This window comes from Solwaraspora sp. WMMB762, assembly GCF_049179115.1.
Classification (GTDB): domain Bacteria; phylum Actinomycetota; class Actinomycetes; order Mycobacteriales; family Micromonosporaceae; genus Micromonospora_E.
In genome coordinates this window covers 5,538,321-5,564,711 of sequence record NZ_JBMHMD010000001.1, presented here as the reverse complement: position 1 = coordinate 5,564,711, position 26,391 = coordinate 5,538,321, and the positions used below count along the sequence as shown (strand labels likewise).

The 26,391-nt window shown below is 70.8% G+C and carries 35 protein-coding genes and 1 riboswitch; of the genes, 3 read left to right on the top strand and 32 right to left on the bottom strand.

Annotated features, from left to right (window positions below):
- Positions 1 to 21 precede the first annotated feature (21 nt).
- Positions 22 to 1,746, top strand: coding sequence for a hypothetical protein (locus tag ACN27J_RS24940; RefSeq protein WP_421369947.1), 1,725 nt, complete (start codon positions 22 to 24; stop codon positions 1,744 to 1,746).
- On the opposite strand, the gene thiC is transcribed toward ACN27J_RS24940, so the two are convergent.
- The 13 genes from thiC to ACN27J_RS24875 all read right to left on the bottom strand — a co-directional run bounded on the left by thiC (position 1,728) and on the right by ACN27J_RS24875 (position 12,739).
- Positions 1,728 to 3,320 carry a phosphomethylpyrimidine synthase ThiC gene (thiC, locus tag ACN27J_RS24935; RefSeq protein WP_421369945.1) on the bottom strand — a complete coding sequence of 531 codons (1,593 nt, stop codon included), beginning with the start codon at positions 3,318 to 3,320 and terminating at the stop codon, positions 1,728 to 1,730. The two genes, ACN27J_RS24940 and thiC, sit on opposite strands and share 19 nt — an antisense overlap.
- The gene (gene thiD / locus ACN27J_RS24930) at positions 3,320 to 4,159 is read right to left on the bottom strand and encodes a bifunctional hydroxymethylpyrimidine kinase/phosphomethylpyrimidine kinase (RefSeq protein ID WP_421372446.1); all 840 of its coding nucleotides are present in this window, start codon (positions 4,157 to 4,159) and stop codon (positions 3,320 to 3,322) included. The genes thiC and thiD overlap by 1 nt, the downstream gene beginning before the upstream one ends.
- 41 nt (positions 4,160 to 4,200) lie before the next feature.
- The gene (locus ACN27J_RS24925; protein ID WP_421369943.1) at positions 4,201 to 4,797 is read right to left on the bottom strand and encodes a thiamine phosphate synthase; all 597 of its coding nucleotides are present in this window, start codon (positions 4,795 to 4,797) and stop codon (positions 4,201 to 4,203) included.
- A complete protein-coding gene (locus tag ACN27J_RS24920) occupies positions 4,794 to 5,564 on the bottom strand; it encodes a thiazole synthase (RefSeq protein ID WP_421369941.1) in 771 nt (256 codons plus the stop codon). The genes ACN27J_RS24925 and ACN27J_RS24920 overlap by 4 nt, the downstream gene beginning before the upstream one ends.
- A gap of 5 nt (positions 5,565 to 5,569) precedes the next feature.
- Positions 5,570 to 5,770, bottom strand: coding sequence for a sulfur carrier protein ThiS (gene thiS / locus ACN27J_RS24915; protein ID WP_421369940.1), 201 nt, complete (start codon positions 5,768 to 5,770; stop codon positions 5,570 to 5,572).
- Positions 5,761 to 6,936, bottom strand: coding sequence for a glycine oxidase ThiO (gene thiO, locus ACN27J_RS24910; protein WP_421369938.1), 1,176 nt, complete (start codon positions 6,934 to 6,936; stop codon positions 5,761 to 5,763). Before thiO ends, thiS begins: the two co-directional genes overlap by 10 nt.
- A complete protein-coding gene (locus tag ACN27J_RS24905) occupies positions 6,933 to 7,607 on the bottom strand; it encodes a thiamine phosphate synthase (RefSeq protein WP_421369936.1) in 675 nt (224 codons plus the stop codon). Before ACN27J_RS24905 ends, thiO begins: the two co-directional genes overlap by 4 nt.
- Positions 7,602 to 7,713, bottom strand: a riboswitch (TPP riboswitch). (Overlaps the previous gene by 6 nt.)
- A gap of 130 nt (positions 7,714 to 7,843) precedes the next feature.
- Complete coding sequence (locus ACN27J_RS24900) at positions 7,844 to 8,044, bottom strand: DUF397 domain-containing protein (RefSeq protein ID WP_421369934.1); 201 nt, start codon at positions 8,042 to 8,044, stop codon at positions 7,844 to 7,846.
- Complete coding sequence (locus ACN27J_RS24895) at positions 8,041 to 8,775, bottom strand: DUF5753 domain-containing protein (RefSeq protein WP_421369933.1); 735 nt, start codon at positions 8,773 to 8,775, stop codon at positions 8,041 to 8,043. The genes ACN27J_RS24900 and ACN27J_RS24895 overlap by 4 nt, the downstream gene beginning before the upstream one ends.
- Positions 8,762 to 8,917 carry a hypothetical protein gene (locus ACN27J_RS24890; RefSeq protein ID WP_421369931.1) on the bottom strand — a complete coding sequence of 52 codons (156 nt, stop codon included), beginning with the start codon at positions 8,915 to 8,917 and terminating at the stop codon, positions 8,762 to 8,764. Before ACN27J_RS24890 ends, ACN27J_RS24895 begins: the two co-directional genes overlap by 14 nt.
- A gap of 440 nt (positions 8,918 to 9,357) precedes the next feature.
- Positions 9,358 to 10,347, bottom strand: a complete 990-nt coding sequence (locus tag ACN27J_RS24885) for an aldo/keto reductase (protein ID WP_421369929.1) — start codon at positions 10,345 to 10,347, stop codon at positions 9,358 to 9,360.
- Positions 10,348 to 10,352: 5 nt separating this feature from the next.
- Positions 10,353 to 12,029: an ABC-F family ATP-binding cassette domain-containing protein gene (locus tag ACN27J_RS24880; RefSeq protein WP_421369927.1), complete on the bottom strand. Its 1,677-nt coding sequence runs from the start codon at positions 12,027 to 12,029 to the stop codon at positions 10,353 to 10,355.
- Between the two features lie 95 nt (positions 12,030 to 12,124).
- Positions 12,125 to 12,739 (bottom strand): class I SAM-dependent methyltransferase, encoded by a 615-nt coding sequence (locus ACN27J_RS24875; RefSeq protein ID WP_421369925.1) that lies wholly within the window; start codon positions 12,737 to 12,739, stop codon positions 12,125 to 12,127.
- Positions 12,740 to 13,128: 389 nt separating this feature from the next.
- Here ACN27J_RS24875 and ACN27J_RS24870 point away from each other — a divergent pair, with 389 nt between their 5' ends.
- Together ACN27J_RS24870 and ACN27J_RS24865 are read left to right on the top strand one after the other, a co-directional pair.
- Complete coding sequence (locus ACN27J_RS24870; protein WP_421369924.1) at positions 13,129 to 13,506, top strand: hypothetical protein; 378 nt, start codon at positions 13,129 to 13,131, stop codon at positions 13,504 to 13,506.
- A 67-nt stretch (positions 13,507 to 13,573) separates the two neighbouring features.
- Positions 13,574 to 14,353: a hypothetical protein gene (locus ACN27J_RS24865; RefSeq protein ID WP_421369923.1), complete on the top strand. Its 780-nt coding sequence runs from the start codon at positions 13,574 to 13,576 to the stop codon at positions 14,351 to 14,353.
- Positions 14,354 to 14,360: 7 nt separating this feature from the next.
- Here ACN27J_RS24865 and truA read toward each other — a convergent pair whose 3' ends face one another.
- From truA to ACN27J_RS24770, 19 genes are all read right to left on the bottom strand, one after another.
- A complete protein-coding gene (gene truA / locus ACN27J_RS24860; protein WP_421369921.1) occupies positions 14,361 to 15,194 on the bottom strand; it encodes a tRNA pseudouridine(38-40) synthase TruA in 834 nt (277 codons plus the stop codon).
- Positions 15,195 to 15,318: 124 nt separating this feature from the next.
- Complete coding sequence (gene rplQ / locus ACN27J_RS24855; protein ID WP_421369920.1) at positions 15,319 to 15,924, bottom strand: 50S ribosomal protein L17; 606 nt, start codon at positions 15,922 to 15,924, stop codon at positions 15,319 to 15,321.
- Between the two features lie 34 nt (positions 15,925 to 15,958).
- Positions 15,959 to 16,981 carry a DNA-directed RNA polymerase subunit alpha gene (locus ACN27J_RS24850; RefSeq protein ID WP_278173705.1) on the bottom strand — a complete coding sequence of 341 codons (1,023 nt, stop codon included), beginning with the start codon at positions 16,979 to 16,981 and terminating at the stop codon, positions 15,959 to 15,961.
- A gap of 128 nt (positions 16,982 to 17,109) precedes the next feature.
- Positions 17,110 to 17,736: a 30S ribosomal protein S4 gene (gene rpsD, locus ACN27J_RS24845; RefSeq protein ID WP_278173704.1), complete on the bottom strand. Its 627-nt coding sequence runs from the start codon at positions 17,734 to 17,736 to the stop codon at positions 17,110 to 17,112.
- A gap of 14 nt (positions 17,737 to 17,750) precedes the next feature.
- Positions 17,751 to 18,158, bottom strand: coding sequence for a 30S ribosomal protein S11 (gene rpsK, locus ACN27J_RS24840; protein WP_007073011.1), 408 nt, complete (start codon positions 18,156 to 18,158; stop codon positions 17,751 to 17,753).
- A gap of 61 nt (positions 18,159 to 18,219) precedes the next feature.
- Positions 18,220 to 18,600, bottom strand: coding sequence for a 30S ribosomal protein S13 (gene rpsM / locus ACN27J_RS24835; protein WP_123606127.1), 381 nt, complete (start codon positions 18,598 to 18,600; stop codon positions 18,220 to 18,222).
- 242 nt (positions 18,601 to 18,842) lie between these two features.
- Positions 18,843 to 18,956, bottom strand: coding sequence for a 50S ribosomal protein L36 (gene rpmJ / locus ACN27J_RS24830; protein ID WP_012184307.1), 114 nt, complete (start codon positions 18,954 to 18,956; stop codon positions 18,843 to 18,845).
- An 87-nt stretch (positions 18,957 to 19,043) separates the two neighbouring features.
- Positions 19,044 to 19,265, bottom strand: a complete 222-nt coding sequence (gene infA, locus ACN27J_RS24825; RefSeq protein ID WP_007073013.1) for a translation initiation factor IF-1 — start codon at positions 19,263 to 19,265, stop codon at positions 19,044 to 19,046.
- Between the two features lie 425 nt (positions 19,266 to 19,690).
- Complete coding sequence (locus ACN27J_RS24820) at positions 19,691 to 20,269, bottom strand: DUF1707 SHOCT-like domain-containing protein (protein WP_421369917.1); 579 nt, start codon at positions 20,267 to 20,269, stop codon at positions 19,691 to 19,693.
- An 88-nt stretch (positions 20,270 to 20,357) separates the two neighbouring features.
- Positions 20,358 to 21,206: a type I methionyl aminopeptidase gene (gene map, locus ACN27J_RS24815; protein WP_421369915.1), complete on the bottom strand. Its 849-nt coding sequence runs from the start codon at positions 21,204 to 21,206 to the stop codon at positions 20,358 to 20,360.
- Between the two features lie 6 nt (positions 21,207 to 21,212).
- The gene (locus ACN27J_RS24810; RefSeq protein ID WP_278173701.1) at positions 21,213 to 21,866 is read right to left on the bottom strand and encodes an adenylate kinase; all 654 of its coding nucleotides are present in this window, start codon (positions 21,864 to 21,866) and stop codon (positions 21,213 to 21,215) included.
- Complete coding sequence (secY, locus tag ACN27J_RS24805; protein ID WP_278173699.1) at positions 21,867 to 23,198, bottom strand: preprotein translocase subunit SecY; 1,332 nt, start codon at positions 23,196 to 23,198, stop codon at positions 21,867 to 21,869.
- 231 nt (positions 23,199 to 23,429) lie between these two features.
- Positions 23,430 to 23,873, bottom strand: a complete 444-nt coding sequence (gene rplO / locus ACN27J_RS24800) for a 50S ribosomal protein L15 (protein ID WP_278173697.1) — start codon at positions 23,871 to 23,873, stop codon at positions 23,430 to 23,432.
- Entirely contained in the window at positions 23,873 to 24,055 is a 183-nt protein-coding gene (rpmD, locus tag ACN27J_RS24795; protein WP_199757998.1) for a 50S ribosomal protein L30, read from the bottom strand. The genes rplO and rpmD overlap by 1 nt, the downstream gene beginning before the upstream one ends.
- 28 nt (positions 24,056 to 24,083) lie before the next feature.
- Complete coding sequence (gene rpsE / locus ACN27J_RS24790; protein ID WP_123606133.1) at positions 24,084 to 24,698, bottom strand: 30S ribosomal protein S5; 615 nt, start codon at positions 24,696 to 24,698, stop codon at positions 24,084 to 24,086.
- A 69-nt stretch (positions 24,699 to 24,767) separates the two neighbouring features.
- The gene (gene rplR, locus ACN27J_RS24785; RefSeq protein WP_347403741.1) at positions 24,768 to 25,151 is read right to left on the bottom strand and encodes a 50S ribosomal protein L18; all 384 of its coding nucleotides are present in this window, start codon (positions 25,149 to 25,151) and stop codon (positions 24,768 to 24,770) included.
- A gap of 8 nt (positions 25,152 to 25,159) precedes the next feature.
- Positions 25,160 to 25,702, bottom strand: a complete 543-nt coding sequence (rplF, locus tag ACN27J_RS24780) for a 50S ribosomal protein L6 (RefSeq protein ID WP_123606135.1) — start codon at positions 25,700 to 25,702, stop codon at positions 25,160 to 25,162.
- A 17-nt stretch (positions 25,703 to 25,719) separates the two neighbouring features.
- Positions 25,720 to 26,127, bottom strand: coding sequence for a 30S ribosomal protein S8 (gene rpsH / locus ACN27J_RS24775; protein ID WP_123606136.1), 408 nt, complete (start codon positions 26,125 to 26,127; stop codon positions 25,720 to 25,722).
- A gap of 78 nt (positions 26,128 to 26,205) precedes the next feature.
- Positions 26,206 to 26,391 carry a type Z 30S ribosomal protein S14 gene (locus ACN27J_RS24770; protein ID WP_007465272.1) on the bottom strand — a complete coding sequence of 62 codons (186 nt, stop codon included), beginning with the start codon at positions 26,389 to 26,391 and terminating at the stop codon, positions 26,206 to 26,208.

The following is a 26,391-nucleotide window of genomic DNA, read 5'->3' as shown; positions in this document are numbered from 1 at the left end:
GGCCGGCCGTAACCTCCCGGCATGGCCTTGCGGACCTGGCTCAGAGCGATCACCACGGCATTCGGTGTAGCGGCGTTCGCCGGCGCCGTCCAGCTCGGTGCCGGTTACGGTCTCCAACTGGTACGCCTGCGTCGCGACTTCGTCGGGCCGACCGCAGACTTCTGGCCGACCCAGCTGTCCTGGCTCGCCTGGTTCGCGATCGTCGCTGCCGTCGTCGGCGCGTGCGTGGCGCAACGGGTCGCCGAGCAGCGTCCGGCCCGGCCCCGGCGGGTGTCGGCGGTCCGGACAGCGCTCCGCCGGGTCGTCTTGGCGCTGGTCGCCGCAATCGGTGCGGCGCTCGCCGTGGTCGGGTTGTCGGTGCTGCCGGCGCAGGCGTCGACCGGGGTCGACGATCCGGTGACGGTTACCGCCCTGATCGGCGGGATCGGGGCGGTGGTGGGTCTGCCGGCGGCGCTGGCCGCGTTGACCCATCCGGCGATGCGCTGGAACGTGCTGGTGTTCAGCGGCGCGCTCTGGCTGCTGGCGGTCGGGTCAGTTGCCCCGGACCTGTGGGCGGGTGACCCCGTCGCCGAGATCCGACCCGGGGTACTCGAACCGGTCGCGCTCGACCCGGGTGACCCCGGTTGGCAGCTGTTCGTGCTGCTGCCGGCGCTGGCGCTGGCGCTCGGTGCGGCGGTGAGCGGGCTGGCCCGGTGGCGGGCGGCGCCGACGGTGGCCACGGCGGTGTCCGGAATGGCCGGACCGGCGGTCCTCGACGCCGCGTACCTGGCCGCCGGGGCCGGCCGCGCCGGGCCTTACCAGGACGACCCCTACTGGGCGGCGCTGCTGGCGGTGGCCGCCGGGGTCGTCGGTTCGATCACCGTGGCTGCCGTGCGTCGGCCCGGCCGACGGGCCAGCACCGCAACCGGAACGCCCGCACCCGTGCCCGCGAGTGGGACGCCCACGAGTGGGACGCCCGCGAGTGGGACGCCCGTGCCCGCCGTCGGAGCGACCGTCGGACCCGCCGATAGCTCGTCCGAGAGCCGAGAATCGGTAGTGGAAATTGCCCTATCTGAAAAGATTCCCGCCGATTCGGCATCCGTCGGGCGGGTGTCACCCGGTCCGGCAGCGCCGCCTGTGCCGGACCCGCCGACGCCGGGCCGGCCCACGCCCGACCTGCTGGCGTCATACCCGCCCGCAGCGGACCCGCCCACACCGAGCCTGACCTCACCGGACCCGGTCCGATCAGGCCCGGTCCGATCAGGCCCGGTCCGATCAGGCCCGGTCCGATCAGGCCCGGTCCGATCAGGCCCGACCGCAGCGTCACCGGTGCCGGTCGCCGCGCAGTCGCATCCGGGCGACCGTCCGCCGCCGACACCTGCGGCGGTCACCCCCCGTGTCGACCCGACACCGATCGCGCCGGACGGGCCGCCGACACCGACACCGACACCGGTGACCGATGGCGTCGACCGGCCGACGCCAAGGCCGGTGGCACCACCACCGGTCGCACCGCAACCGGTCGCCGCACCACCCGCCGCACCTGCGGCCGGCCGGATTCCCCGGCCACGGTTCATGCGCCAGCGGCGGCCGGCGCCTCCACCGGCGTTGACCGACGAGGACGCCGAACACGTGGACTGGGTCAGCGAGTTGCGTCGGCAGCCCCGCCGCGCGGACGGCCGGAGCCGTAACGGTGCGGAGGACCGGAACCGCGACGGTGCCGACAATCGGAGCCGTAGCGGCGCCGACGATCAGGCCAACGGCAGGTAGACCCGGCCACCGGATGCGACGAATTCATCCGACTTGTCCTTCATGCCCTGCTGGGCGTACTCCTTCAGATCCTGCGTGATTTTCATCGAGCAGAACTTCGGGCCGCACATCGAGCAGAAGTGGGCCGACTTCGCCGGCTCGGCCGGCAGCGTCGCGTCGTGGTAGGACCGGGCGGTCTCCGGGTCGAGCGACAGGTTGAACTGGTCCTCCCAGCGGAACTCGAACCGCGCCTTGGACAGCGCGTCGTCCCACGCCTGCGCACCTGGATGCCCCTTGGCCAGGTCGGCGGCGTGCGCCGCGATCTTGTACGCGATCACCCCGGCCTTGACGTCGTCGCGATCCGGCAGCCCCAGATGCTCCTTCGGCGTGACGTAGCAGAGCATCGCGGTACCGAACATGCCGATCATCGCCGCTCCGATCGCCGACGTGATGTGGTCGTACGCCGGCGCGATGTCGGTGGTCAGCGGGCCGAGCGTGTAGAACGGCGCCTGGTGGCACAGCTCCTGCTGCAGGTCCACGTTCTCCTTGATCTTGTGCATCGGCACGTGGCCGGGGCCTTCGATCATCACCTGCACGTCGTGCTCCCACGCCACGGACGTCAGCTCGCCCAACGTCCGCAGCTCGGCGAACTGCGCGGCGTCGTTGGCGTCGGCGATCGACCCCGGCCGCAGCCCGTCACCCAACGAGAAGGTCACGTCGTAGCGGGCCAGGATCTCGCACAGCTCCGCGAAGTTGGTGTAGAGGAAGTTCTCCTCGTGGTGCGCCAGGCACCAGGCAGCCATGATCGACCCGCCCCGGGAGACGATCCCGGTGACCCGGTCGACCGCCAACGGCACGTACGGCAGCAGCACCCCGGCATGCACCGTCATGTAGTCGACGCCCTGCTCGGCCTGCTCGATCACGGTCTCCCGGAACACGTCCCAGCTCAGCTTGACCGGATCCCCACCAACCTTCTCCAACGCCTGGTAGATCGGCACCGTACCGATCGGCACCGCCGAGTTGCGCACGATCGCCTCGCGGGTCTCGTGGATCCGCTTGCCGGTGGACAGGTCCATCACCGTGTCCGCACCCCACCGGGTGGCCCAGGTCAGCTTCTCCACCTCCTCGGCCACCGACGACGAGACCGCCGAGGTGCCGATGTTGGCGTTCACCTTCACCAGGAACCGACCGCCGATGATCATCGGCTCGGACTCGGGATGGTTGACGTTGGCCGGCAGCACCGCGCGTCCGGCGGCGATCTCGTCGCGTACCACCTCGGCCGGCAGGTTCTCCCGCAGCGCGACGAACTCCATCTCCGGGGTGACCATCCCGGCCCGGGCGTACGCCAGTTGGGTGGGCCGACGCCCGAGGGCCCCGGCCAGCGGGGTGCCGGCACCGCGCACCGGGGCGACGTCGCCGCGCTCGGCAATCCACCGCCCACGCAGCGCGGCCAGCCCGACCTGCGGGTCCGACCCCGGGCCGGACGTGTCGTAGAGCCGCACCGGCGGGTTGTCGCCGGTCAGGGTCACCTCGGCGAACGGCACCTGGATGTCCGGTCGCGGTCCTTGCACGTACACCTTGCGCCGAGCCTGCATCAGCGGGCCTCCTTCAGGTAGTTGCCGAAATGGTCTATTGGTCCGTGGCCGGAACCCAACCGCCAGTGCCGGGCACCGGCCAGCGCCCGCGCGACGTACTCCTTGGCGAAGACCAACGCCGCCGGTACGTCGTCGCCGAGCGCCAGCCGGGCGGCCACCGCCGCCGCGAAACTGCACCCGGTGCCGTGCGTGTTGCCGGTGTCCAGCCGCTCGCCGACCAGCCGCCAGCCGCCGTCGGCGGTGCCGACGACGTCGACCGCCGGGTCCGCCGCCGCGAGCACGTCGGCCGAGGCCGGGTCGGTCGACGTACCGTCCGGGTCGCCACCGGTCACCACCACGAACCTCGGCCCGCCGGCGGCCAGCTCGGCGGCGGCCCGCGCCATCTCGTCGACGGTCCGCACCGGCCAGCCGACCAACGCCGAGGCCTCCGCCCGATTCGGCGTCGCGACCAGCGCGTACGGCAGCAGCCGCTCGACCGCGCCGACCACGCCGAGCCGGTGCCCGCTGGTCGAGACCAGTACCGGATCGACCACCAGGTTCGGCAGCTCCCCGGCTCGGGCCAGCGCGGCGACCGCCCCGGCGATCCGGGCCGTACCGAGCATGCCGGTCTTCACCGCGCGCACCGGCAGGTCGGCGCGGACCGCCTCGATCTGGGCGAGCACCTGCGCTGCCGGCAGTTGGTGGACGCTGGTGACGCCGGTGGTGTTCTGCGCGGTCACCGCAGTGATCGCGCTGGTGCCGTAGACGCCGAGCGCGGCGAAGACCTTGAGGTCCGCCTGGATGCCGGCGCCGCCGCCGGAATCGGAGCCGGCGATCGTCATCGCCACCACCGGGGTGATCCGGTCGGCGGGCGTCAGCTGCTCACCTCGATCGCCGGCCATCAGCAGCTCACCTCGGCCGGTGCGGCCGCAGCGACCAACTCCGCCACGACGGCCGCCGGGTCGGCGGCGCGCATCACCGCGCCCATCACCGCCACCCCGGCGGCACCGGCCGCCCGGCAGGTGGCGACCTGCTCCGCCGTGGTCACCCCGGCGAGGGCGACCACCGGCCGGCCGGCGGCCACCCGGACCAGGCGGGCCAGCCCGGCCGGGCCCAGCGGCGGCCCGTACCCGGGCTTGGACGCGGTCACGAAGACCGGCGACACCGTCAGGTAGTCCTCCGTGGTCAGTCGGCGGAGCTCGGCCTCGTCGTGGCAGGAGCGGCCGACCAGCCCGAACGCCGGTGGCGGGTACGGTCCGGCGGCGCTCAGATGCACCGCGTCACCGCCCAGCGGATCGGGGCCGGCCACGATCAACGTCCCGCCGACCGGGGCGAGGATGCCGCGCAGCCGGTCGGCCAACGCGGCGCGTTCGGCTCGGGGCAGGTCACGTTCCCGCAGCACCACCTGCCGGAGTCCGCCGGCCACCGCCGCCGCGACCACCTCCGACAGCGGCCGGGCCGTCTGCCGGCGATCGGTGAGCAACAAAATCCCGTTCACAGTTCGGGTCGCCCCTCGTCCGGAGTGGATGCCAGGGCGTGGAAACGCTTCGGGATCCGCCCGGCGCGGGCCGCCAGCCGGCCTGCGTCGATGGCGTACCGCATGGCGGTGGCCATCGCGACCGGGTCGGCGGCCCGGGTGACCGCGCTGGCCAGCAGCACCGCGTCGCAGCCGAGTTCCATCGCGAGCGCGGCGTCGGAGGCAGTGCCGACCCCCGCGTCCAGCACCACCGGGATGTCCACTGACTGACGAATCAGTCGGATGTGGTGCGGGTTGAGGATGCCCAGCCCGGAGCCGATCGGCGCACCGGCCGGCATCACCGCCGCGCAGCCGGCGTCGGCCAGCCGGCGGGCCAGCACCGGATCGTCGGTGGTGTACGGCAGCACGGTGAAACCGTCGTCGACCAGCTGCTCGGCGGCGCGCAGCAACTCGGCGCCGTCCGGCAGCAGGGTCCGTTCGTCGCCGATGACCTCCAGCTTCACCCAGTCGGTGTCGAACGCCTCGCGGGCCAGGTGGGCGACCTTGACCGCCTCGGTGGCGGTGTAGCAGCCGGCGGTGTTCGGCAGCAGCCGTACGCCGCAGCGCTCCAGCAGGTCGAGCAGCCCGCCGTGCATGGTGGCGGCGCTGTCCACCCGGCGCAGCGCGACCGTGACCAGACCGGTGCCACTGGCCGCGATCGCCTGCTCCAGGATGTGCAGGTTGGCGGCACCGCCGGTGCCGAGGATCAGCCGGGAGTCGAAACTGTGCCCGGCAACGGTGAACGGCATCCGGCTCACCCGCCCTGCGCCGCGATCAGCACCTCGACCCGGTCGCCGTCGCACAGCTGCTCGGCCGACCAGCCGCTGCGCGGCACCACCTCACCGTTGACGGCGACAGCGACGCCACGTGCTCGGTCGGTGACCGCCCGGACGACGTCGGCCAGCACGGTTCCCGTCGGCGCGGTCATCGATGCCCCGTTGACGATCAACTCCACGGCTGCTCCTCCCTCGCGTTTTCCCTGTTCGCGGCAGTGAACCGGCCGGGCGTAAACGGTGCCAGCGCCGGATCCGGGTCGGCACCGGCCACCATGTCGGCGATCAGGTCGGCGGTCACCGGGGTCAGCACGATGCCGTGCCGGTGATGCCCGGTCGCCACCAGCACTTCCCTGCCTGCGGAGCCGCCGGCCGAGTTGACGTCGGGCTGCTGGTGCCAGCCGAGCAGCGGCGCGTTGTCCGGGGTGCCGGGCCGGGCCGCCGCCTGTGCCTCGACCAGCTCGTACTCGGCGATCTCCGGCAGCAGGTCGGCGGCGGCACGCAGCAGCTCCAGCACCGCTCCGGCGGTGACGGTGGTGTCGACGCGCTCCTCGACGGTGGCGCCGACGACCACCTCACCGTCGGCGCGCGGCACCAGGTAGACGTGCCGGCCGTCGGCGTACCCCCGGATCACGTGCCGGAACCCGACGGCGCCGGCGGGTGCCCGCAGCCGCAGGATCTGGCCTTTGACCGGGCGGACCGGCAGCCCGGTCAGCGCCGCTGATCCACAGCCGGCGGCGACCACGACCACCGCCGCATCCAATGTGGAAACGTCGGTGACCGGCTGCGGGACGACGGTGACCCCGGCCCGGTCCAGCGCGGTGTCCAACGCCGCGACCAGCCGGCGCGGGTCGACCTGGTGGTCGTCGGGCATCAGCGCACCGCCGCGCACCCTGGGGGCCAACGCCGGTTCGCGCTCCCGCAGCGCCGTGGCGCGCAGCAGCGTGATCGGCAGGTCCAGACTCTGCTGGTACGCCCAGAGCCGCTCCGCCTCGCGTCGGTCGTCACCGGTGAGCGTGACGACCAGGGTGCCGTCGGTGCGGTAGCCGATGTCCTGGCCGGTGACTGCGGTCAGCTCGGCGGCGAACGCCGGCCAACGGGCCGCCGAGTCGACCAGCAGCCGGGTCAGCTCAGCCTCGCCGAAGTGCGACTCGGCGACCGGGGCGAGCATCCCGGCGGCCACCGAGGACGCCCCGGATCCGGGTGCCGGGTCGTAGAGCACGGTACGCAGCTCACGCTGGGCGCAGCGCCAGGCGATACTCATCCCGATCGGCCCGCCGCCGACCACCGCCACATCAGCCCGGCTGCTGGCCCAGCCGTTGGCGTGTCCGTTGCCCGTCGCCGTCATGCCGGCGCTCCGTTGTCGGTGCCGGTAGGCCGCTGCCGTACCGCAGTCAGCAGGTCGGCGGTGGCCCGCCCCGGGTCGGCGGCGGCGGCGATCGCGCCGACCACCGCGACCCCGTGCGCACCGGCGGCCAGCAGGTCCGACACCCGGTCCACGGTGACCCCGGCGATCGCGACCACCGGTACGTCGACGGCGGCGGCGACGGCGGCCAGCCCGGCCGGCCCGATCGGGTCGGGCAGCTCGGTCTTGGTGCCGGTGGCGTAGCACGGCCCGACCCCCAGGTACGTCGCCCCGGCCGCGACCGCCGCCCGCCCGGTGGCCGGGTCGCGGGCGGTGGCACCGAGGATCGCGGCCGGCCCGAGCACCCGGCGGGCGGCGTCGACCGGCAGGTCCAGCGCGCCGACGTGCGCGCCGGCCGCACCGGTGGCGAGCGCGACGTGCAGCCGGTCGTTGACCAAACAGGTCACCTGGTACGCGGCACATTCGGCGACCGCGCGGCCGGTCAGCTCGTACGCGTCCCGGTCGGACATGTCGTCCTCGACCCGGACCTGCACGACCAGGTCGGCGGTGGCGTCGGCGGCGTGGGCGGCGGCCAACGCCGCCCGCAGTACGCCGAGCGGGTCGCACCCGGGTCGGGTGTCGGTGATCAGATGCAGTCGCCCAAGGGACGGCACGGCAACGCTCCTCCCTGCGCCGGCATTACCCGGATCAGGTTCTACGGTCGGAGGCCGCGTCAGCCTCCCTCTCAGCCCGGTGCACCGGGCTCCCGTGGGTTACTTGCCTGTTACCGTACGACGGTCTCGTCGATCCGCCAAGGGCCGATCCGAGGCAACCTTCGGTCGCTGCCCGCCCCGCCGCTGTCGGCCGTGACCAGGCTCACCGCCGGCCGGCCGCCGGCGCACCGCCGCCGTCAGCTGGTGAGGGCCCCGCCCTTGGCGGCGGCGACGAAGCGTGACCAGCTTGTCGGGGCGACCACCAGCACCGGACCAGCCGGATCCTTCGAGTCCCGCACCCCGACGACCCCACCCAGCCCGTCAGCCACCTCGACACACTGACCCTGGTTGTTTGATCGGCTGCTCTTGCGCCAGCTAGCTCCGGAAAGATCGATCATGACTCGTACTCCTTCGCGGTCCGCCAGAAGAGGTCACGACTGGCCTGCTCGCTCAGCGCCCGGCCAGCGATGTCGGTGAAGGTCCAAGCGTACCGCTCAGCCTCATCCGGCCGATCGAGGAACAGAGCTCCTGTCAGCTCCTCCACGTAGACAGTCGTCGGCTCGTTCCCTTCTGGAAAATCAAGAAGAGTGAACGAACCGTGCGCCATCAGGCCGGCGTGCAACCCGGCGCTGAACGGCAGCACCCGGACCGAGACATTCGGCTGCTCCCCGGCCTGAGCCAGCCGACGCAACTGTCCGGCCATGATCTGCCCGCTGCCGATCGGTCGACGCAGGATCGCTTCATCGAGCACGATGTCGAACCTGGGCAGGTAGGGCTCCATCCGGGTCAGCAACCGCGCGCGACGCATCCGCATCTCGACCCTGCGCTCGATCTCATCCGCAGGCACTTCATCCTGGTTCACGCTGAACACGGCAGTTGCGTACTCGCGGGTCTGCAGCACGCCGGAGACGAGCTCCGTATGGAATTCGCGGAGATGGGCGGCGGCCTCCTCCAGGCCGACGAACAGCTCGAACCAGGACGGGATGCTGGCGTAGTCGTGCCACCAGCCCTTCTCCTTGGTCTTCGGGGCCAACGCGGCCAACGCCTCGACGGTCTTCAGGTCCGCGCCGTACAGCTCACAGAGCAGCACCACGTCCTCGGCGCGGATCGGCACCTCACCCCGCTCCATCCGCAGCAGCTTGGTCGCCGACCACTCCAACTCCCCGGGCCGCCGTGGTCTGCGGGACCCCGGCCAACCGCTCACGCAGCCGACGCAGCTCCCGACCGAGCTGCCGTCGGGGCACCGACGAGTTCAACAATGCTGCGGGCACGTTGCCACCTCCTGGTATGCCACTCACCGACGACGGAATGATCGACAGACGACAGTCACTATCGAGTGGACATATCTCTACCACAACGCCACGACGCCATTGCCGAACCGCTAATTGATCATTGATTGACGGCTGGCCTGAAAATCGGCACGAAGCACCGCGATCCGCAGCCGGTCTCCACGCCACGCAATGCGGGTACCCGATCATCGGCGGAAGTCCAGCCGAGGAGTCAGGATCATGTGAGGCTCAGCCTTGCCGGCACTCCCCCGGCGCGGCACCCCGCATCGCCCCTGGGCGGTGCGCGGGGCGGCCGGTGACGCGGATCAGCTCGAGGGAACCGTCATTGTCGTCAAAACGGCCCCGAGACAACAATGTGGGTTCCCTCGGCACCATGAGCTCTCGGCACCGTGAGCTCTCGGCGCCATGAGTGGCAGTGGCGGTCAGCTCAGCGAGCCGCCGGGGCCGGCGTGCTCCGGCAGGATCGACCGCAGTTCGGCGAGGTCGGCGGCGTCGGGCTGCCAGGTCCCGGCGGCGGCGTTCGCCCGTACCTGCTCGGGGGTGGTCGCCCCGGCGATCACCGACGCCACGGCCGGCTGCGCGGCCAAGCCGCCGATCGCGACCGCGAGCAGCGACAGGTCCCGCTTCGCGGCGTACGCGTCGAGGGCCTCGATGACGTCCCACGGCGCTCCGCCGAGTCGGGCGGCGTACCGGCTGCTCTCGCCGGCCAGCCGGCTACCCGGCGGCGGCGCCTCGCTCCGGCGGTACTTGCCGGTCAGCAGCCCGTCGGCGAGCGGGAAGTACGGCAGCAGTCCCAGGCCGAAGCGCCGGCAGGCCGGCACCACTTCCTGCTCGACCCGCCGGTCCAGCAGGTTGTACTCGTTCTGCGCGCTGACGAACGGCGACAACCCGGCGGTACGCGCGATCCACGCGGCGTCGGCGATCTGCCAGCCGGCGAAGTTCGAGCACCCGACATAGCGGACCTTGCCGGCGCGGACCAGGTCGTCCAGGGCCTGCAGGGTCTCCTCGATCGGGGTAACCGGGTCCGGCTCGTGGAACTGGTACAGGTCGATGTAGTCGGTGCCGAGTCGGCGCAACGACGCCTCGACGGCCCGCATGATGTACCGCCGGGAGCCACGTACCCCGTGGTCGACGCCGTTCATCCCCGACATGTCCATGCCGAACTTGGTGGCCAGCACCACGTCGTCGCGGCGGCCGCGCAGCGCCGCCCCGAGTTGCTCCTCGGAACCGCCGTGCGGGGTGCCGTAGATGTCGGCGGTGTCGAACAGGGTGATCCCGGCGTCGAGTGCGGCGTCGACCACCGCCCGGGTGCCGGCCGCGTCCAGCTTGCGGCCGAAGTTGTTGCAGCCGACCCCGACCGCCGACACCATCAGCCCGGAGTCACCCAACCGGCGGTAGATCATCTCAGCCATGTCGGTCAGCGTACGTCCCAGACCGGCTCGGGGACCTCGACCACCTCCCCGTCGCCCTGGAACAGCACGAACCGGTCGAAGGATCGGCTGAACCAACGGTCGTGGGTGACCGCGATCACCGTACCCTCGAAGGCCTTCAGCCCTTCCTCCAGCGCCTCCGCCGACGCCAGGTCCAGGTTGTCGGTCGGCTCGTCGAGCAGCAGCAGGGTGGCGCCGGACAGCTCCAGCAGCAGCACCAGGAACCGGGCCTGCTGGCCACCGGAGAGGGTGCCGAACCGCTGGTCGCCCTGGCCGGCCAGGTCGTAGCGGGACAGCACGGCCATCGCCGCGTGCCGGTCCATCCCGTCGCGGTGGTCGTCGCCGCGCCACAGTACGTCGGCGAGGGTCTGGTCGAGCAGTTCCGGCCGGTCGTGGGTCTGCGAGAAGTGGCCGGGCCGGACCCGGGCACCGAGCCGGACCATGCCGTCATGGGCCACCGGGGCGAGCGTCGCGCCGGCGATCGGGCCGGCCGCCGGGTCCGGGTCGGTGCCGCCCCGCGCCAGCAACCGCAGAAAGTGGGACTTGCCGGTGCCGTTGGCGCCGAGCACCGCGACCCGGTCGCCGTACCAGATCTCCAGGTCGAACGGGTAGGTCAGCCCATCCAGCTCCAGTTGCTCACAGATCACCGCCCGCTTGCCGGTACGGCCGCCGGACAGCCGCATCCGCAGCGACTGGTCCTTCGGCGGCAGCGGCGGCGGGCCGGCCTCCTCGAACTTGCGCAGCCGGGTCTGCGCGGCCTGGTACCGCGAGGCCAACCCGTCGTTGTACGCCGCCTTCTGCTTGTACATCAGCATCAGTTCGCGCAGTTTCTCGTGCTCCTCGTCCCACCGGCGGCGCTGCTCCTCCAGCCGGGCGTGCCGGGCGACCCGCGCGGAGTGCCAGCTGGCGAAGCCGCCCGGATGGGTCCAGGCGGAGCCGCCTTCGACGGCGACCACCCGGTCGGCGGTCTGGGCCAGCAGCTCCCGGTCGTGCGAGACGTAGAGCACCGACTTGGTCGACTCGCGCAGCCGCTGCTCCAGCCACCGTTTCCCGGGTACGTCGAGGAAGTTGTCCGGCTCGTCGAGCAGCAGCACCTCGTCGGTGCCGCGCAGCAGCAGCTCCAGCGCGAACCGTTTCTGCTGTCCACCGGAGAGTGTCCGGACGGGACGGTCACGGACCCGGTCCCACGGCAGGTCGAGCACTGCGGTGGCCACCGTGTCGAAGACGACCTCGGCCTCGTAGCCGCCGGCTTCGCCCCAGGCGGCGAGGGCGTTGGCGTACCCGATCTGGGTTTTCTCGGCGGCGGCCGAGGTCGCGCCGGCGGCCTCTGCGGCGTGCACGGCCCGTTCGGCGGCGGCGAGCCGTTCTCCTGCGGCCCGCAGCGGCGGCGGGGCGAGTGACAGTGCCAGGTCGGCGAGGGTACGGTCGTCGCCGATCATGCCGATGAACTGCCGCATCACGCCGAGCCCGCCGGCGCGGGCGACTGCTCCGGTGGCCACCGGCAGGTCACCGGCGACCATCCGCAGCAGCGTCGTCTTGCCGGCGCCGTTCGGGCCGACCAGTGCCACCTTGGCACCCTCGCCGACCCGGAACGACACGTCGGCAAAGAGCTCCCGACCATCCGGCAGGGTGTGCCCCACCGCGGCCACGTCCACGTATCCCACCCCGGCATGGTGCCTGATCGGGCCTGTCGTCGGCAGCTGAGATTCGCGCCGCCGGGTGAGCGACTGGCACTGGCACTGGCGAACCGGGGTGGCGGTCAGTCGGCGTGGTGGGTGACCCGCAGCACCCGGTAGCCCTTCTGGCTGGCGTGCCGATCCACCTGCCAGCCCTGCTCCCGCAGCCACTGCTGCACCGAGTCGCCACCCAGGTAGCGGGCGATGACCAGCCAGCCGACGCCGCCCGGGGCGAGGCGGGGCAGCCAGCGGGCGAGCAGGGCGTGCAGTTCCGCCTTGCCGACCCGGATCGGCGGGTTGGACCACAGCTGGGTGAAGGTGAGCTCCGACGGCACGCGGTCCGGATCAGCAACCCGGACCCGGTCGGCGACGCCGATCCGGCCGGCGTTGAGCAGGGTGAGCTCGCGGGCGCGGGCGTTGACGTCCACCGCGTAGACCGTTGCGGCCGGTGCCTGGTCGGCCAGCACGCAGGTGATCGGGCCGTACCCGCAGCCGAGGTCGAGGAAGGGACCGGGGTCGGTCGGCGCGGGCAGGTCGGCCTTACGCAGCAGTACGGCGGTGCCCGGGTCGAGCCGGCCGGCGGAGAACACCCCGGCGGCGGCGGTCAGCGGGTAGTCGCGCCCGGCCACCGTGAACTCGATCTCCGACCGTACGTCCGCGGTGCCGGGTTGCGGGCTGAAGTAGTGGTCGCCGGTCACCGGGGCATTGTCGCCCAACCCGGGGTACGGCGTTGACGGCGGTCACCATGATCGATGTGGCTTATGCCCGGTCTTCAATTGATGCAAGTCTTGACCGGCAGCTCTCCCCCCAATCCGTCCGTTACCCTGTGCGATATGACGTACGGGTACGAATCCGGCGCGGACCGCCGGCCGATTCGACCCGATCAATCGGCTCGGCCGCCGTGGTCCGCCGGTGTACCGCCGACGCCACCGCGCCCCCGGCCCCAGCCGATACCCCGAGCACACCCCGGTGGGCAGCCGTCACCGCGACCGCGCCCCGGGGTCCAGCCGCCGCCGGGAGCACACCCCCGCGCCCAGCCCCAACCGCATCCCCGCGCCCAGCCCCAACCGCATCCGGGGCGGCCGAGTTGGCCGCCGCCTGCCGCACCGCCGTCGGGTGCCGGGCCGGCGCACTACGCCGTACCGCGCGGCACCGGGCCGGCGCGCTACGCCGTGCCACCGCCGGGCGTCGCGCCGCCGCAGCGCGGTGCCGGCCCGGCACACTACGCTGTGCCACCGCCGCAGGCATTCCGGCCGCCGCAGGTATCCCCGCCCCCGCAGGCATTCCCGCCGCCGGCCGCACCGAGCCCGGCGGGCGACGCGCCGCCGGGCGGCGGACCTACCGCGCCCGGATCGCCTCGGAGTCCCAGGACACGTCGTCAGGCCGGACGCCGGCGGCCGGGCACCGCCCCGCCGCCGGGCAGGACCCCCCGACCGCGTCGACCCCCGACCGGCGGTCCCACTGAACCTCACGGCCGGCGACCGCCCGGGCCGGCCGCAGCAGTGTGGTCGTCGACGAAGCTGTGGCAGGTCGTGATCAGCGGTGTCGCCGTCCTGCTGATGCTCGGCGTCTGCGGGCTTAGCTCGTACTTCATCGTCGTGGACGAACGTAACGGGCGGGCGGCGGCGGGTGCCCCGGCGGCGGCACCGACCGTGGTCCCCCGGGACATCAGCTCCCGGGAGGCCGATCCGCAGCCGCTCACCGTCGAGGAGGTCTTCCCGACCGGTGACATCGTGATCGACCCGGCCGAGCCGCCGTACCGGCTGCTGAAAACCCAGATCGAGGAGCGCTGCCGGGCGGCGGTCGCCGGCGACATCGGCACCCTGCTCGACGAGCTCGGCTGCAACCAGGTGGTCCGCGGCACGCTACGGTCACCGACCGGCGAGTATCTGATCACCACCGGGGTGTTCAACCTGGCCGACGCCTCCGGCGCGGAATGGGCACACACCCGGATAAAACCGATGGTCGACGAGGAGAAGGGCCGCTTTCAGGGCATGATCGCCGACGAGGGGACCGAGGCGATCGCGCTCTCCTCCGCCCAGGTCGGCTGGCACTCGCTCGGCCACTTCCTGATGTACTGCGTGATCGCCCGCGCCGACAGCGAACCGGTGCCCGCCGACGACCCGTACGCCCGGCAGATCCTCTTCGACATGCTGCAACTGCACCTGCAGGCGAACGTGCTGGAGAAGCGGGCGGTGCAACCGGCAGCAGCGGACGAGCCGGCCGGGTCCGACGGCGATCCCGCAGCGGCCGACGGCGACGCGGCACCGAACGAGGCCGACGCGGGGGCTGACGCCGCAGCAGCTCGGTGACCGGCCGTCAGTCGGCCGCCGGTAGCCGCAGCCGGCGGGTGACGCTGGCGCGGGCCGCGTACCCGGCCGGGTCGGTGGGGTAGCCGACCTCGACCAGGGTGAGCCCGTGCGGCGGGGCGACGGTGACCTCACTGGACCGTTCCCGCCGGGTCAGCAGGCTGCCCGGCCAGTCGACCGGCCGGCGGCCGTCACCGACGAACAGCATCGCCCCGACCAGGCTGCGCACCATCGCCTGGCAGAACGCGTCCGCCTGTACGGTGCCGATGAGTGTCCCGTCCGGGTCCCGGTGCCAGTCCAGCCGGGTGATCTGCCGGATCGTGGTGGCATGCTCCTTGCGCCGGCAGTACGCGGCGAAGTCGTGCTCGCCGACCAGCAGGGCGGCGGCGGCGTTCAGCGCGGCCAGGTCGAGCGGACGCGGCCAGGCAAGCGTGTCGTGCCGGCGCAGCGGCTCCGCACCGTACGGGGCGTCGGTGACCCGGTACGCGTACCGCCGGTAGGTGGCCGCGAACCGGGCCTCGAAGTCGGCCGGCACCTCGGTGACCGCCCGCACCCGGACGTCGCGGGGCAGCGTACCGGCGAACCGGCGCAGCAGCGTCGCGGACCGTTCGCTCCACACCTCGGCCGGCACGTCGAGGTGGCACACCTGGCCGGTGGCGTGCACCCCCGCGTCGGTACGCCCGGCCACGGTCAGCCCAAGTGCGACGCCTGGCCCGAACGCCCGGTCGAGTGCCTCGGTCAGCACCCCGGCGACGGTCCGCCGCTGCGGCTGCACCGCCCAGCCGGAGAAGTCGGTGCCGTCGTACGCGACATCGAGCCGCAGCCGGACGTACCCCTGCCGCACCTGATCCTCCTGTGTCGCGTGGTTGCCGGAAAGACGGTGGGACCCGACGCTGCTGTCGCAGCGCCGGGTCCCACCGGTTGTGCTCCTCGCCGGCTCAGGCCGTGTCGTCGCCTTCGGCGGCGGCTCAGGCCTTGTTGTCGCCTTCGCCGGCCGGGGCGGCCTGGGTGGCATCACTGTCGCCTGCGGCGGCCTGGGTGGCAGCGGTGTCGGTGTCACCGGAGGCCGACACCGGCGGCTCGGCGTCCTGGTCGGCCGCGGTGTCCGCGTCGGTACGCGCGGCCGGTGCCTCGTCGGCACCGGCGAGCGCCTCGACCTTGTCCTGCTGGGCGGCCGCCCGACGGTCGGCCTTGGCCGGCGCCGGGGTGGTCACCACCAGCTCCTCGACCAGCTCGATGATCGCCATCGGGGCGTTGTCGCCCTTGCGCGGTCCGGTCTTCACGATCCGGGTGTAGCCACCCGGACGGTTGGCGAACCGGGGCGCGATCTGGTCGAACAGCTCGAAGACCACGTCCTTGTCCCGCACGACGGTCAGCACCCGACGGCGCGAGTGCAGGTCGCCCCGCTTGGCCTTGGTGATCAGCTGCTCCGCGAGGGGACGCAGCCGCTTCGCCTTGGTCTCGGTGGTCTTGATCTTGCCGTACCGGAACAGCGAGGTGGCCAGGTTGGCCAGCATCATCCGCTCGTGCGCGGGGCTGCCGCCGAGGCGGGGGCCCTTGGTGGGCGTGGGCATGGTTGGTGCTCCTCAGTGGTGGCGGCAGCCGGCGTTACAGCTGCTCGGTCTCGCGGTAGTCGTCGGTGTCGTAGTCGGCTTCGCTGAAGGAGTCCACGACGTGTGCCGGGTCGAAGTTGGGCGCCGAGTCCTTCAGACCCAGCCCCATCCCGGCGAGCTTCATCTTGACCTCGTCGATCGACTTCTGACCGAAATTCCTTATATCGAGGAGGTCCGCTTCGGTCCGCCCGATCAGCTCGCCGACGCTGTTGATGCCCTCGCGCTTGAGGCAGTTGTACGACCGTACGGTCAGGTCCAGCTCCTCGATCGGCAGCGCCAGGTCGGCGGCCAGCTGGGCGTCCTGCGGCGACGGCCCGATGTCGATGCCCTCCGCGGTCTCGTCCAGCTCGCGGGCCAAACCGAACAGCTCGACCAGGGTGGAGCCGGCCGAGGCCAGCGCGGTACGCGGCCCGATCGACGCCTTGGTCTCGACGTCGATGATCAGCCGGTCGAAGTCGGTCCGTTGCTCGACCCGGGTCGCCTCCACCCGGTAGGTGACCTTGAGCACCGGCGAGTAGATCGAGTCGACCGGGATCCGGCCGATCTCGGCACCGGCCTGCTTGTTCTGCGCGGCGGTGACGTACCCGCGGCCCCGCTCGACGGTGAGCTCCATGTCGAGGCGGCCCTTGCCGTTGAGGGTGGCCAGTTTGAGGTCCGGGTTGTGCACCGAGACCCCGGCCGGCGGCTGGATGTCACCGGCGGTCACGTCACCGGGGCCCTGCTTGCGCAGGTACATGCTGACCGGCTCGTCGTGCTCGGAGCTGACGCACAGCTCCTTGACGTTCATGACCAGCTCGACCACGTCCTCCTTGACGCCGGGGATCGTGGTGAACTCGTGCAGCACGCCGTCGATCTTGATGCTGGTGACCGCCGCGCCCGGAATGGAGCTGAGCAGGGTACGCCGCAGCGAGTTGCCGAGCGTGTAGCCGAAACCCGGCTCCAACGGCTCGATGGTGAACAGGGACCTCGTGTCGCTGATCGACTCCTCGGACAGAGTCGGCCGCTGGCTGATGAGCACGTACTTCTCCTTGGGTCGGGGCGACCGCTATATGACGCCCGTCGGTCGTGCGCCCATCGACGGGGGCCGGGCCGGTGCCGTACGTCGGTGACGCCGGTCGACCGCGACCCCCCGTCGACGGGGGTGGCTCACTTCGAGTAGAGCTCGACGATCAGCTGCTCCTGAACCTGCGTGTCGATCGTCTGACGCGCCGGCATGGAGTGCACGAGGATCTTCATCTGGCTGGGGATCGCCTCCAGCCAGGCCGGGACGGTCTTGGAACCGGCCTCGCCCTGGGCGACCAGGAACGGGGTCAGCTCCTTCGACTTCGTCCGCACCTCGACGATGTCGTGCTCCTTGACGCGGAACGAGGGGATGTCGACCTTCTTGCCGTTGACCATGAAGTGCCCGTGCTTGACCAGCTGGCGCGCCATGTCCCGGGACTTGGCGTAGCCAGCCCGGTACACGACGTTGTCAATCCGGGACTCCAGGATCTGCAGCAGCACCTCACCGGTCTTCGCCTGCTTGGCCACTGCTTCCTCGTAGTAGCCGCGGAACTGCTTCTCCAGCACGCCGTACACCCGGCGGGCCTTCTGCTTCTCCCGCAGCTGGAGGAGGTACTCGGTCTCCTTGGTCCGACCACGGCCGTGCTGGCCGGGCGGGAAGGGCCGGGATTCGAACGGGCACTTCGGCCCATCGCACTTGCTGCCCTTGAGGAACAGCTTCATCTTCTCCCGCCGGCAACGGCGGCAGTCAGCACCCGTGTAACGAGCCATCTCTTCCTAACCTCTCAGACCCGGCGACGCTTCGGCGGACGGCACCCGTTGTGCGGCTGCGGCGTGACATCGGAGATCTGCCCGACCTCCAGGCCGACGGCCTGCAACGAACGGATTGCGGTCTCCCGGCCGGAGCCGGGGCCCTTGACGAAGACGTCGACCTTGCGCATGCCGTGCTCCATCGCCCGCCGGGCGGCGGCCTCGGCGGCCAGCTGCGCGGCGAACGGCGTCGACTTGCGGGAGCCCTTGAAACCGACCTGGCCGGCGGAGGCCCAGGAGATCACCGCACCGGTCGGGTCGGTGATCGAGACGATGGTGTTGTTGAAGGTGCTCTTGATGTGCGCCTGCCCGTGGGCGACGTTCTTGCGTTCCTTGCGCCGGACCTTCTTGACAGCGGCTCCAGCGCGAGCCTTCGGTGGCATAAGTTTTCTGCGCTCCTATTGAACGATCGAGGTATCCGGGCGAGCCCGGCGTCGGCCAGGACTACTTCTTGCCCGGCTTCTTCTTGCCGGCGACGGTCCGCTTCGGGCCCTTGCGGGTCCGGGCGTTGGTCCGGGTGCGCTGGCCGTGCACGGGCAACCCGCGGCGGTGCCGGATGCCCTCGTAGCAGCCGATCTCCACCTTGCGGCGGATGTCTGCGGCAACCTCCCGACGCAGATCACCCTCGACCTTGAAGCTGGCCTCGATGTGATCCCGGAGCTGGACCAGCTCCTCGTCGGTGAGGTCCCGGACCCGCTTGTTCGGGTCGATGCCAGTCGCGGCAAGCGTGGCGATCGAACGGGTCCGGCCGATCCCGAAGATGTAGGTGAGCGCGATCTCCATCCGCTTCTCGCGGGGCAGATCCACGCCGACTAGACGTGCCATGTGCGGGCGTACTCCTCAAGTGGTGTGCACGGAGGTCTGAGCCCGCCCCACCCCGGCTGCCCTCGCCGACCACCCACCTGGGCGGGCCGGCATGCCGGGCCCCGGCCTCCGACCGGGGGTTGCGCCACGGACACGGCGACATGGTCACCGGGTGCTCGCGGCTGGAACGAGCATGTGCTGTTGTGCGATCGGCCGCCTGAACCGCCCCGTCGCCGGCCCGGCTCCTGCCGGTCGGCTCGGGGTCAGCCCTGGCGCTGCTTGTGCCGGGGGTCGGTGCAGATGACCATCACCCGGCCGTGCCGGCGGATCACCCGGCACTTGTTGCAGATCCTCTTGACGCTCGGCTTGACCTTCACGGTGTGCCTTACTTCCGTTGACGCCCGGCCGCATACACGGTGCGGGCTTGAGGACGGACACGGGACGCCCCGGCCGCCGTCAGGCGGTTACTTGTAGCGATAGACGATGCGCCCGCGGGTGAGGTCGTACGGCGAAAGCTCGACGACGACCCGGTCCTCGGGCAGGATGCGGATGTAGTGCTGCCGCATCTTGCCGCTGATGTGAGCCAGCACCTTGTGGCCGTTGGCGAGCTCCACCCGGAACATCGCGTTCGGTAGTGGCTCGATCACTCGACCTTCGATCTCGATGGCCCCGTCTTTTTTCGGCATGTCCTCCGCTGTCCTGACGTCGGTTGCTCGGGATCGGCTCACAACACCATTCGCGGACGGACCCGTCCGGCCTGCCGACCGTACCGATTCGACCGCGCCAGCCGCGGCTCCAGACGTCTGACGACGGGCTCGGTCCGGGTTACGGAAACCCAGGCGACACCCGATCAGACACGGCCTGCCGAAGCGCAGAGCAGGCACGCTGGAGTGGACGCTGTGCGCCGATCTATCAGTGTACGCGGGTTGTCACGCGGACAGCAAACCGCGCGCTGCCGCAGGTCAGCATACCCGACAAAGCAGCAGGAGCAGGGAGTTTACCGGCAACCCGCCGGCCGTCGGTCAGGCCTTCTACCGCCGTGAGCCGGTCAGGCCTTCGACCGCCGGCCGACCGCGCGGCCTCCGGTGTGTGCGGCCGGGTGGCTACCTGGCTACCCCTGGCCCGGGGCTGGACCATCGGCCCCGCCGGACTCGTGCTCGAGCCGCTTGCGTTCCGCCTTCTCCTGCTTCGCCAGGTGCCTCCGGGCCTGCTTGGCCGCCCACTGTTGCGGCTCGCCCTTCATCAGACCCAGCACGGTGGTCACCAGCAGCACCGCGCCCCACGGGCCGGCCACCCAGCCCGGCCAGAAGTACAGCAGGTCCTGACTCATGACGCAGGTCACCGCCCAGATCGCGATGGTGATCCCGACCGCCGTCCCGTACCCGTCCCACTCGTTGACCAGCCACCGGCGGGTCGCACCGGGATAGCGGCCGTCCGGGCCGGGAGTCAACTCGGCGGGCAGCCCGTCAGCGACGATCGGCACCAACTGCGAGCGTCCGGCGGCGGTCACCGGTGGCAGATCGTCGAGCAGTCCGTCCAGATCACCGTACGTCTTCGCCGCGTAGGCCAGCTGCAACCGCTCGTCGAACTCGGCAAGATCCAGTCGACCCTCGCTCAGCGCGTTGCGCAACCGTTCGGCCACTGCCTCCCGGTCGGCGTCGGCCGCCCGCATCTCGTCCCGCCGATCCATGGCTACCAGCTTGACACCCCGGTGCCAGCCCGACCAGACCGGCACCGGACCTGACCAGAGAGCGGCCGGAGCCGGGGCAGGCCCCGGGTCAGCGTCGGGAATTGGCCGGCTGACGGGCGGTCACCAGATCGCCGAGCCGGGAGCGGCCGCCGTCCGGCTCGGTCAACACCCAGACGCCGTCCGGCAGCAGCGCCATCGAATGTTCGACGTGCACCGCCATCGACCCGTCCCGGGTCACCACCGTCCAGCCGTCAGCCAGCTCGTCGGTGCGGGCCGACCCCTCGGTGATCATCGGCTCGATGGCCAACGCCATCCCCGGGACCAGGCGCGGGCCCTTGCCCGGCCGTCCGTAGTTGAGCACGTGCGGGTCCTGGTGCATCTCGGTGCCGATCCCGTGGCCGCCGTAGCCCTCGACGATGCCGTACCGGCCGCCCGCCCGGATCGCCCGTTCCACCGCGTACGAGATGTCGGTGAGCCGGCCACGGCCACTGACCGCACCGCGCGCCGCAGCGGCGATCCCGGCCCACAGCGCGTCCTGGGCGACCGTGATCATCCGCAGCAGTTCCGGACGTACCTCCCCGACCGGAGCGGTGAAGGCCGCGTCGCCGTGCCAGCCGTCCAGTACGGCCCCGCAGTCGACCGAGATGACGTCACCGTCGCGCAGCACCTGCCCAGCGGCCGGGATCGCGTGCACCACCTGCTCGTTGACCGAGGAGCAGATGGTCGCCGGGTAGCCGTGGTAGCCCTTGAACGACGGGACAGCGCCGGCGTCGCGGATCGTCTCCGCGGCGATGGCGTCCAGGTCGGCGGTGGAGACGCCGGGGGCGATCGCCGCCCGCATCCGGGCCAGGGCGTCTGCGACCACCAGGCCGGCGGCGCGCATCCGGTCGATCTGCTCCGGAGTCTTCAGCTGGATGTCCAACTGCTGGCGGCGCATCGGACGCTACCCGCCGTACGAACGCAGGGCGTCGATCGCGCGTACGGTGACGTCCTCGACCGGCCCGGTGGCGTCGATCCCGACCAGCTTGCCCTGGGCACCGTAGAAGTCGACCAGCGGCGCGGTCTTCTCGGCGTACTCCACCAGGCGCTGGGCGATGGTCTCCGGCTTGTCGTCGTCGCGCTGGAACAGCTCGGCGCCGCACCGGTCACAGCGGCCCTCGGTCGCCGGCGCGTCGAACTCGACGTGCCAGATCTTGCCGCAGCCGCGACAGGTACGCCGACCGGACAGCCGCCGGATCACCTCGTCGTCGTCGACGACCAGCTCCAGCACCAGATCCAGCGCGGTGCCGAGGTCGGCCAGCAGCTTGTCCAGCGCGGCGGCCTGCGGAGTGGTCCTCGGGAAACCGTCGAGCAGGAAGCCTTCAGCAGCGTCCGGCTCGGCCAGCCGGTCCCGGACCATGTTGATGGTCACTTCGTCCGGGACCAGCTTGCCGGCGTCCATGTATCGCTTGGCCTCGACACCCAGCGGCGTGCCCTGGGAGACGTTGGCCCGGAAGATGTCCCCGGTCGAGATCTTGGGCACGACCAGGTGAGCGGCGATGAACTCGGCCTGGGTCCCCTTCCCCGCCCCGGGGGGACCGACCAGTACCAGCCTCATCTACCGGAGGAACCCTTCGTAGTTGCGCTGCATGAGTTGGCTCTCGATCTGCTTCACGGTTTCCAGACCGACACCGACCATGATGAGCACGGCGGTGCCACCGAACGGGAAGTTCACGTACTGGTCGCTGTCCAGCCAGATGAAGAAGAAGTTCGGCAGGACGGAGATGAGGCCGAGGTAGAGCGCACCGGGGAGGGTGATCCGGCTGAGGATGAAGTCGAGGTACTCGGCCGTGGGCCGGCCCGGTCGGATGCCGGGCACGAAGCCACCGTACTTCTTCATGTTCTCCGCGACCTCGGTCGGGTTGAACGTGATCGACACGTAGAAGTACGTGAAGAAGATGATCATAAAGAAGTACGTGACGATGTAGATCGGGCTGGTCGGGTTCGCCAGGTTGTTCTGAATCCACGCCTGGACCTGACCAGGGTCGTTCGGATCGAAGAACTGCAGCCCGAGCTGCGGCAGGTAGAGCACCGACGAGGCGAAGATCACCGGAATGACACCGGCCTGGTTGACCTTCAACGGGATGTAGGTCGAGGTGCCACCGTACATCCGCCGGCCGATCATCCGCTTGGCGTACTGCACCGGGATCCGGCGCTGTGCCTGCTCGATGAAGACCACCGCGGTGATGACCACCAGGACCAGCACGATCACCAGGCCGAACATGCCCCAGCCGTGGGTGTTCTTGATCGCCCAACCCTCGCTGGGCAGCCGCGCCGCGATCGAGGTGAAGATCAGCACCGACATGCCGTTGCCGACGCCCCGGTCGGTGATCAGCTCGCCGAGCCACATCACCATGCCGGTGCCGGCGGTCATCGTGATGACCAGCACGCTGAGCGTCAACCAGGTCGGCAGGCCGGTCCCGTCCGGGATGATCGGCCACTGGTCGCACTGGTTGTTGAACAGCTGCCCGGAGCGGGCCAGCGCGACGAACGCCGAGGCCTGCAGGATGCCCAAGCCCAGGGTCAGGTACCGGGTGTACTGGGTGATCTTGGCCTGGCCGGACTGCCCCTCCTTGCGGAGCTGCTCCAACCGTGGAATCACCACGGTGAGCAACTGCAGGATGATCGACGCGGTGATGTAGGGCATGATGCCCAGCGCGAAGACGGACAGGGACAGCAACGCACCGCCGGAGAAGAGGTTCAGCAGGGTGAAGACCCCGCTGGAGTCCCCGGACTCCAGGGCGGTGATGCACTGCTGCACGTTGCCGTACGACACGCCTGGGCTCGGCAGCGTGGCGCCGAGCCGGTAGATCGCGACGATGAAGACCGTGAACAGCAGCTTCTTGCGCAGGTCAGGCGTGCGGAACGCACTGAGAAAGGCGGAGAGCAACTTCTTCCTCCTGCGCGAGGCGGCCGCCGGATGTTCTGGCGGGTCGGGGTGGGTGCGGAGCGCCCGATATCCATGGCTGGCATCGGACTCTAACAGTCCGGCGTCGGTCTGGGCAGGCGTGCCCTAGAACATACACCGGTCCCGATATTAACGGGACGGAGGCTTCACCAGTAGGCCGTGGCGCCCGTCAGTCGCGGACAACTGAGCGAGCGCCACGTCCAAGCTGGGTGTTCAGAGCTCGGTGACCGAGCCGCCAGCTGCGGTGATCTTCTCCTTGGCCGACCCGCTGAACGCGTGCGCCGACACCTGGAGAGACACACCACCGAGGTCGCCGCTGCCCAGCACCTTGACCGGCTGGCCCTTGCGGACCGCACCGGACTCGGCCAACTGCTGCGGACCGACCTCACCACCGTTCGGGAAGAGCTCCGCCAACCGGTCCAGGTTGACCACCTGGTAGACGACCTTGAACCGGTTCTTGAAGCCCTTCAGCTTCGGCAGACGCATGTGGATGGGCATCTGCCCACCCTCGAACGCCGCCGGGATGTTCTTGCGGGCCTTGGAGCCCTTGGTGCCCCGACCGGCGGTCTTGCCCTTGGAGCCCTCACCGCGGCCCACCCGGGTCTTCGCGGTCTTGGCCCCCGGCGCCGGCCGGAGGTGGTGGACCTTGATCGCCATTACTCGACCTCCTCGACCTTCACGAGGTGGTTCACGGTGAAGATCATGCCCCGGATCTCGGGCCGGTCCTCCTTGACCACCACGTCGTTGATCCGCTTCAGACCGAGCGACCGCAGCGACTCCCGCTGGTTGCGCTTGGTCCCGATCCCGGACCGGACCTGGGTCACCTTCAGACGTGCCATCACAGCCGCCCTCCGTTCATCTTCGCTGTCACGCCCCTGCGCCCGCGCGGGACGCGAGCATCGCGGCTGGGGCCACGTCCTCGACCGGCAGGCCACGCCGGGTGGCGACCGCCTCCGGCGACTCCAGGCTCTTCAGCGCGGCGACCGTGGCGTGCACGATGTTGATCGGGTTCGACGAGCCGAGGCTCTTGGAGAGCACGTCGTGGATGCCCGCGCACTCCAGCACCGCACGCACCGGGCCACCGGCGATCACACCCGTACCGGCGCTCGCCGGCTTCAACAGGACCACGCCAGCGGCGTCCTCGCCCTGCACCGGGTGCGGGATCGACGCGGCGATCCGGGGCACCTTGAAGAAGTGCTTCTTGGCCTCCTCGACACCCTTGGCGATCGCCGCCGGCACCTCCTTGGCCTTGCCGTAACCCACGCCGACCGTGCCGTCACCGTCGCCCACGATCACCAGGGCGGTGAAGCTGAAACGCCGACCGCCCTTCACGACCTTGGCGACCCGGTTGATCGCGACGACGCGCTCCAGGTGTGGGGTCTTCTCGACGGGCGCGTTGCCGCGACCGCCCTCACGGCGGTTGTCGCGGCGACCACCTTCGTTGCCACCGGACCCGCCGCCACGACGCTGTTGACCTGGCATCAGCAGCCTTCCTTCCTACTCGTGACGGGGTTTGCTTCGATTTGCGTCTGGACAGGCATCAGACGGCCGCTAGAACTCGAGTCCGGCTTCGCGGGCGGCGTCGGCCAGCGCGGCGATCCGCCCCGCGTACCGGTTGCCCCCACGGTCGAACACGACCTTGGAGATACCTGCCGCCTTGGCCCGCTCGGCGAGCAGCGTGCCCACCTTGCCGGCCAGTTCGCTCTTGGCACCCGCGGTACCCCGCAGCGACGCGTCCATGGTCGACGCGGACGCCAGGGTGTGGCCCTTGGTGTCGTCGACGATCTGGGCGACCATGTGCTTCAGGGAACGGGTGACCACCAGGCGCGGCCGCTGCGCGGTCCCGCTGAGGTTCTTGCGCACCCGGAAGTGCCGGCGCGCCCGCCCGATGGCACGCCGCGCGGAGACGCTGCCGCCCGCCCGACGCTTCAACAGTGTGGCGCTCACTTCTTACCTGCCTTTCCGGCCTTGCGGCGGATGACCTCGCCCTGGTACTTCACGCCCTTGCCCTTGTACGGCTCCGGCGGGCGGATCTTCCGGATGTTGGCGGCGACCTCACCGACCTGCCACTTGTTGATCCCGGCCACGTGGAACAGCGTCGGCCGCTCCACGGTGAAGGTGATCCCCTCCGGGGCCGGCACCAGCACCGGGTGCGAGAACCCGAGCGCGAACTCCAAGTCCTTGCCCTTGGCGGTGACCCGGTAACCCGTACCCGCGATCTCCAGGGTCTTGCGGTAACCGTCGGTCACCCCGATGACCATGTTCGACACCAGGGTGCGGCTCAGCCCGTGCAGTTCCTTGGCCTGGCGCTCGTCGTTGGCCCGGTTGATCTGGAGCTGACCGTCCTCGGTCCGCTCAACGGTGATCGACTCGGGCAGGACGTGCGACAGCTCGCCCTTGGGGCCCTTGACCGTGACGGTCTGGCCATCGATCTTGACATCGACGCCGGCCGGCACCGGGATCGACTTACGTCCAATACGCGACATTGTTACCAGTCTCCCGATTACCAGACGAAGGCGAGGACTTCCCCGCCCACGCTCCGCTTACGGGCCTGCCGGTCGGTGAGCAGCCCCTGGGACGTCGAAATGATCGCCACGCCCAGGCCGCCGAGCACCCGGGGCAGCTCATCCGACTTGGCGTACACCCGCAGACCCGGCTTGGACACGCGCTTGATCCCGGCGAGGCTGCGCTCCCGGTTCTGGCCGTACTTCAAATCGACCACCAGCCGCCGGCCGACGGCACCCTCCGCGGGGTCCTCGACCTGCCAGGTCGAGATGTAACCCTCGGCCTTGAGGACCTCGGCGATGTTCGCCTTGACCTTCGAGTACGGCATCGTCACCCGGTCGTGGTACGCCTGGTTGGCGTTGCGCAGACGGGTCAGCATGTCTGCGATCGGGTCGGTCATCGTCATGGGTCTCGTCAACCTTTCTCGCCGGGGTTCCCGGTGGCTGTGCCACCGGGCCTACGGCGAAGACCTGTCAAGGTGGGGTTACCAGGAAGCCTTCGACACACCGGGCAGCTCACCGCGGTGCGCCATCTCCCGGATGCAGACCCGGCAGAGGCCGAACTTGCGGTAGACCGCCTTGGGCCGCCCGCACCGCTGGCAACGGGTGTACGCGCGCACCGAGAACTTCGGCTTCGCGGCGGCCTTGATGATCAGCGCCTTCTTGGCCAT

Coding starts and splice junctions, on each gene's coding strand:
- ACN27J_RS24770 (WP_007465272.1), bottom strand. CDS start 26,391: ATGGCCAAGAAGGCGCTGATCATCAAGGCCGCCGCGAAGCCGAAGTTC.
- rplF (WP_123606135.1), bottom strand. CDS start 25,702: ATGTCGCGTATTGGACGTAAGTCGATCCCGGTGCCGGCCGGCGTCGAT.
- ACN27J_RS24820 (WP_421369917.1), bottom strand. CDS start 20,269: ATGGATCGGCGGGACGAGATGCGGGCGGCCGACGCCGACCGGGAGGCA.
- ACN27J_RS24895 (WP_421369933.1), bottom strand. CDS start 8,775: ATGGAGCGGGGTGAGGTGCCGATCCGCGCCGAGGACGTGGTGCTGCTC.
- thiC (WP_421369945.1), bottom strand. CDS start 3,320: ATGCAGGCTCGGCGCAAGGTGTACGTGCAAGGACCGCGACCGGACATC.
- ACN27J_RS24885 (WP_421369929.1), bottom strand. CDS start 10,347: ATGGCTGAGATGATCTACCGCCGGTTGGGTGACTCCGGGCTGATGGTG.
- ACN27J_RS24810 (WP_278173701.1), bottom strand. CDS start 21,866: ATGAGGCTGGTACTGGTCGGTCCCCCCGGGGCGGGGAAGGGGACCCAG.
- rpsD (WP_278173704.1), bottom strand. CDS start 17,736: ATGGCTCGTTACACGGGTGCTGACTGCCGCCGTTGCCGGCGGGAGAAG.
- rpsK (WP_007073011.1), bottom strand. CDS start 18,158: ATGCCACCGAAGGCTCGCGCTGGAGCCGCTGTCAAGAAGGTCCGGCGC.
- infA (WP_007073013.1), bottom strand. CDS start 19,265: ATGCCGAAAAAAGACGGGGCCATCGAGATCGAAGGTCGAGTGATCGAG.
- rpsH (WP_123606136.1), bottom strand. CDS start 26,127: ATGACGATGACCGACCCGATCGCAGACATGCTGACCCGTCTGCGCAAC.
- ACN27J_RS24920 (WP_421369941.1), bottom strand. CDS start 5,564: ATGCCGTTCACCGTTGCCGGGCACAGTTTCGACTCCCGGCTGATCCTC.
- rplO (WP_278173697.1), bottom strand. CDS start 23,873: ATGGCGATCAAGGTCCACCACCTCCGGCCGGCGCCGGGGGCCAAGACC.
- thiO (WP_421369938.1), bottom strand. CDS start 6,936: ATGACGGCGACGGGCAACGGACACGCCAACGGCTGGGCCAGCAGCCGG.
- ACN27J_RS24940 (WP_421369947.1), top strand. CDS start 22: ATGGCCTTGCGGACCTGGCTCAGAGCGATCACCACGGCATTCGGTGTA.
- rpsE (WP_123606133.1), bottom strand. CDS start 24,698: ATGCCAGGTCAACAGCGTCGTGGCGGCGGGTCCGGTGGCAACGAAGGT.
- rpsM (WP_123606127.1), bottom strand. CDS start 18,600: ATGGCACGTCTAGTCGGCGTGGATCTGCCCCGCGAGAAGCGGATGGAG.
- rplQ (WP_421369920.1), bottom strand. CDS start 15,924: ATGCCCACGCCCACCAAGGGCCCCCGCCTCGGCGGCAGCCCCGCGCAC.
- rpmD (WP_199757998.1), bottom strand. CDS start 24,055: ATGGCACGTCTGAAGGTGACCCAGGTCCGGTCCGGGATCGGGACCAAG.
- ACN27J_RS24900 (WP_421369934.1), bottom strand. CDS start 8,044: ATGATCGATCTTTCCGGAGCTAGCTGGCGCAAGAGCAGCCGATCAAAC.
- map (WP_421369915.1), bottom strand. CDS start 21,206: ATGCGCCGCCAGCAGTTGGACATCCAGCTGAAGACTCCGGAGCAGATC.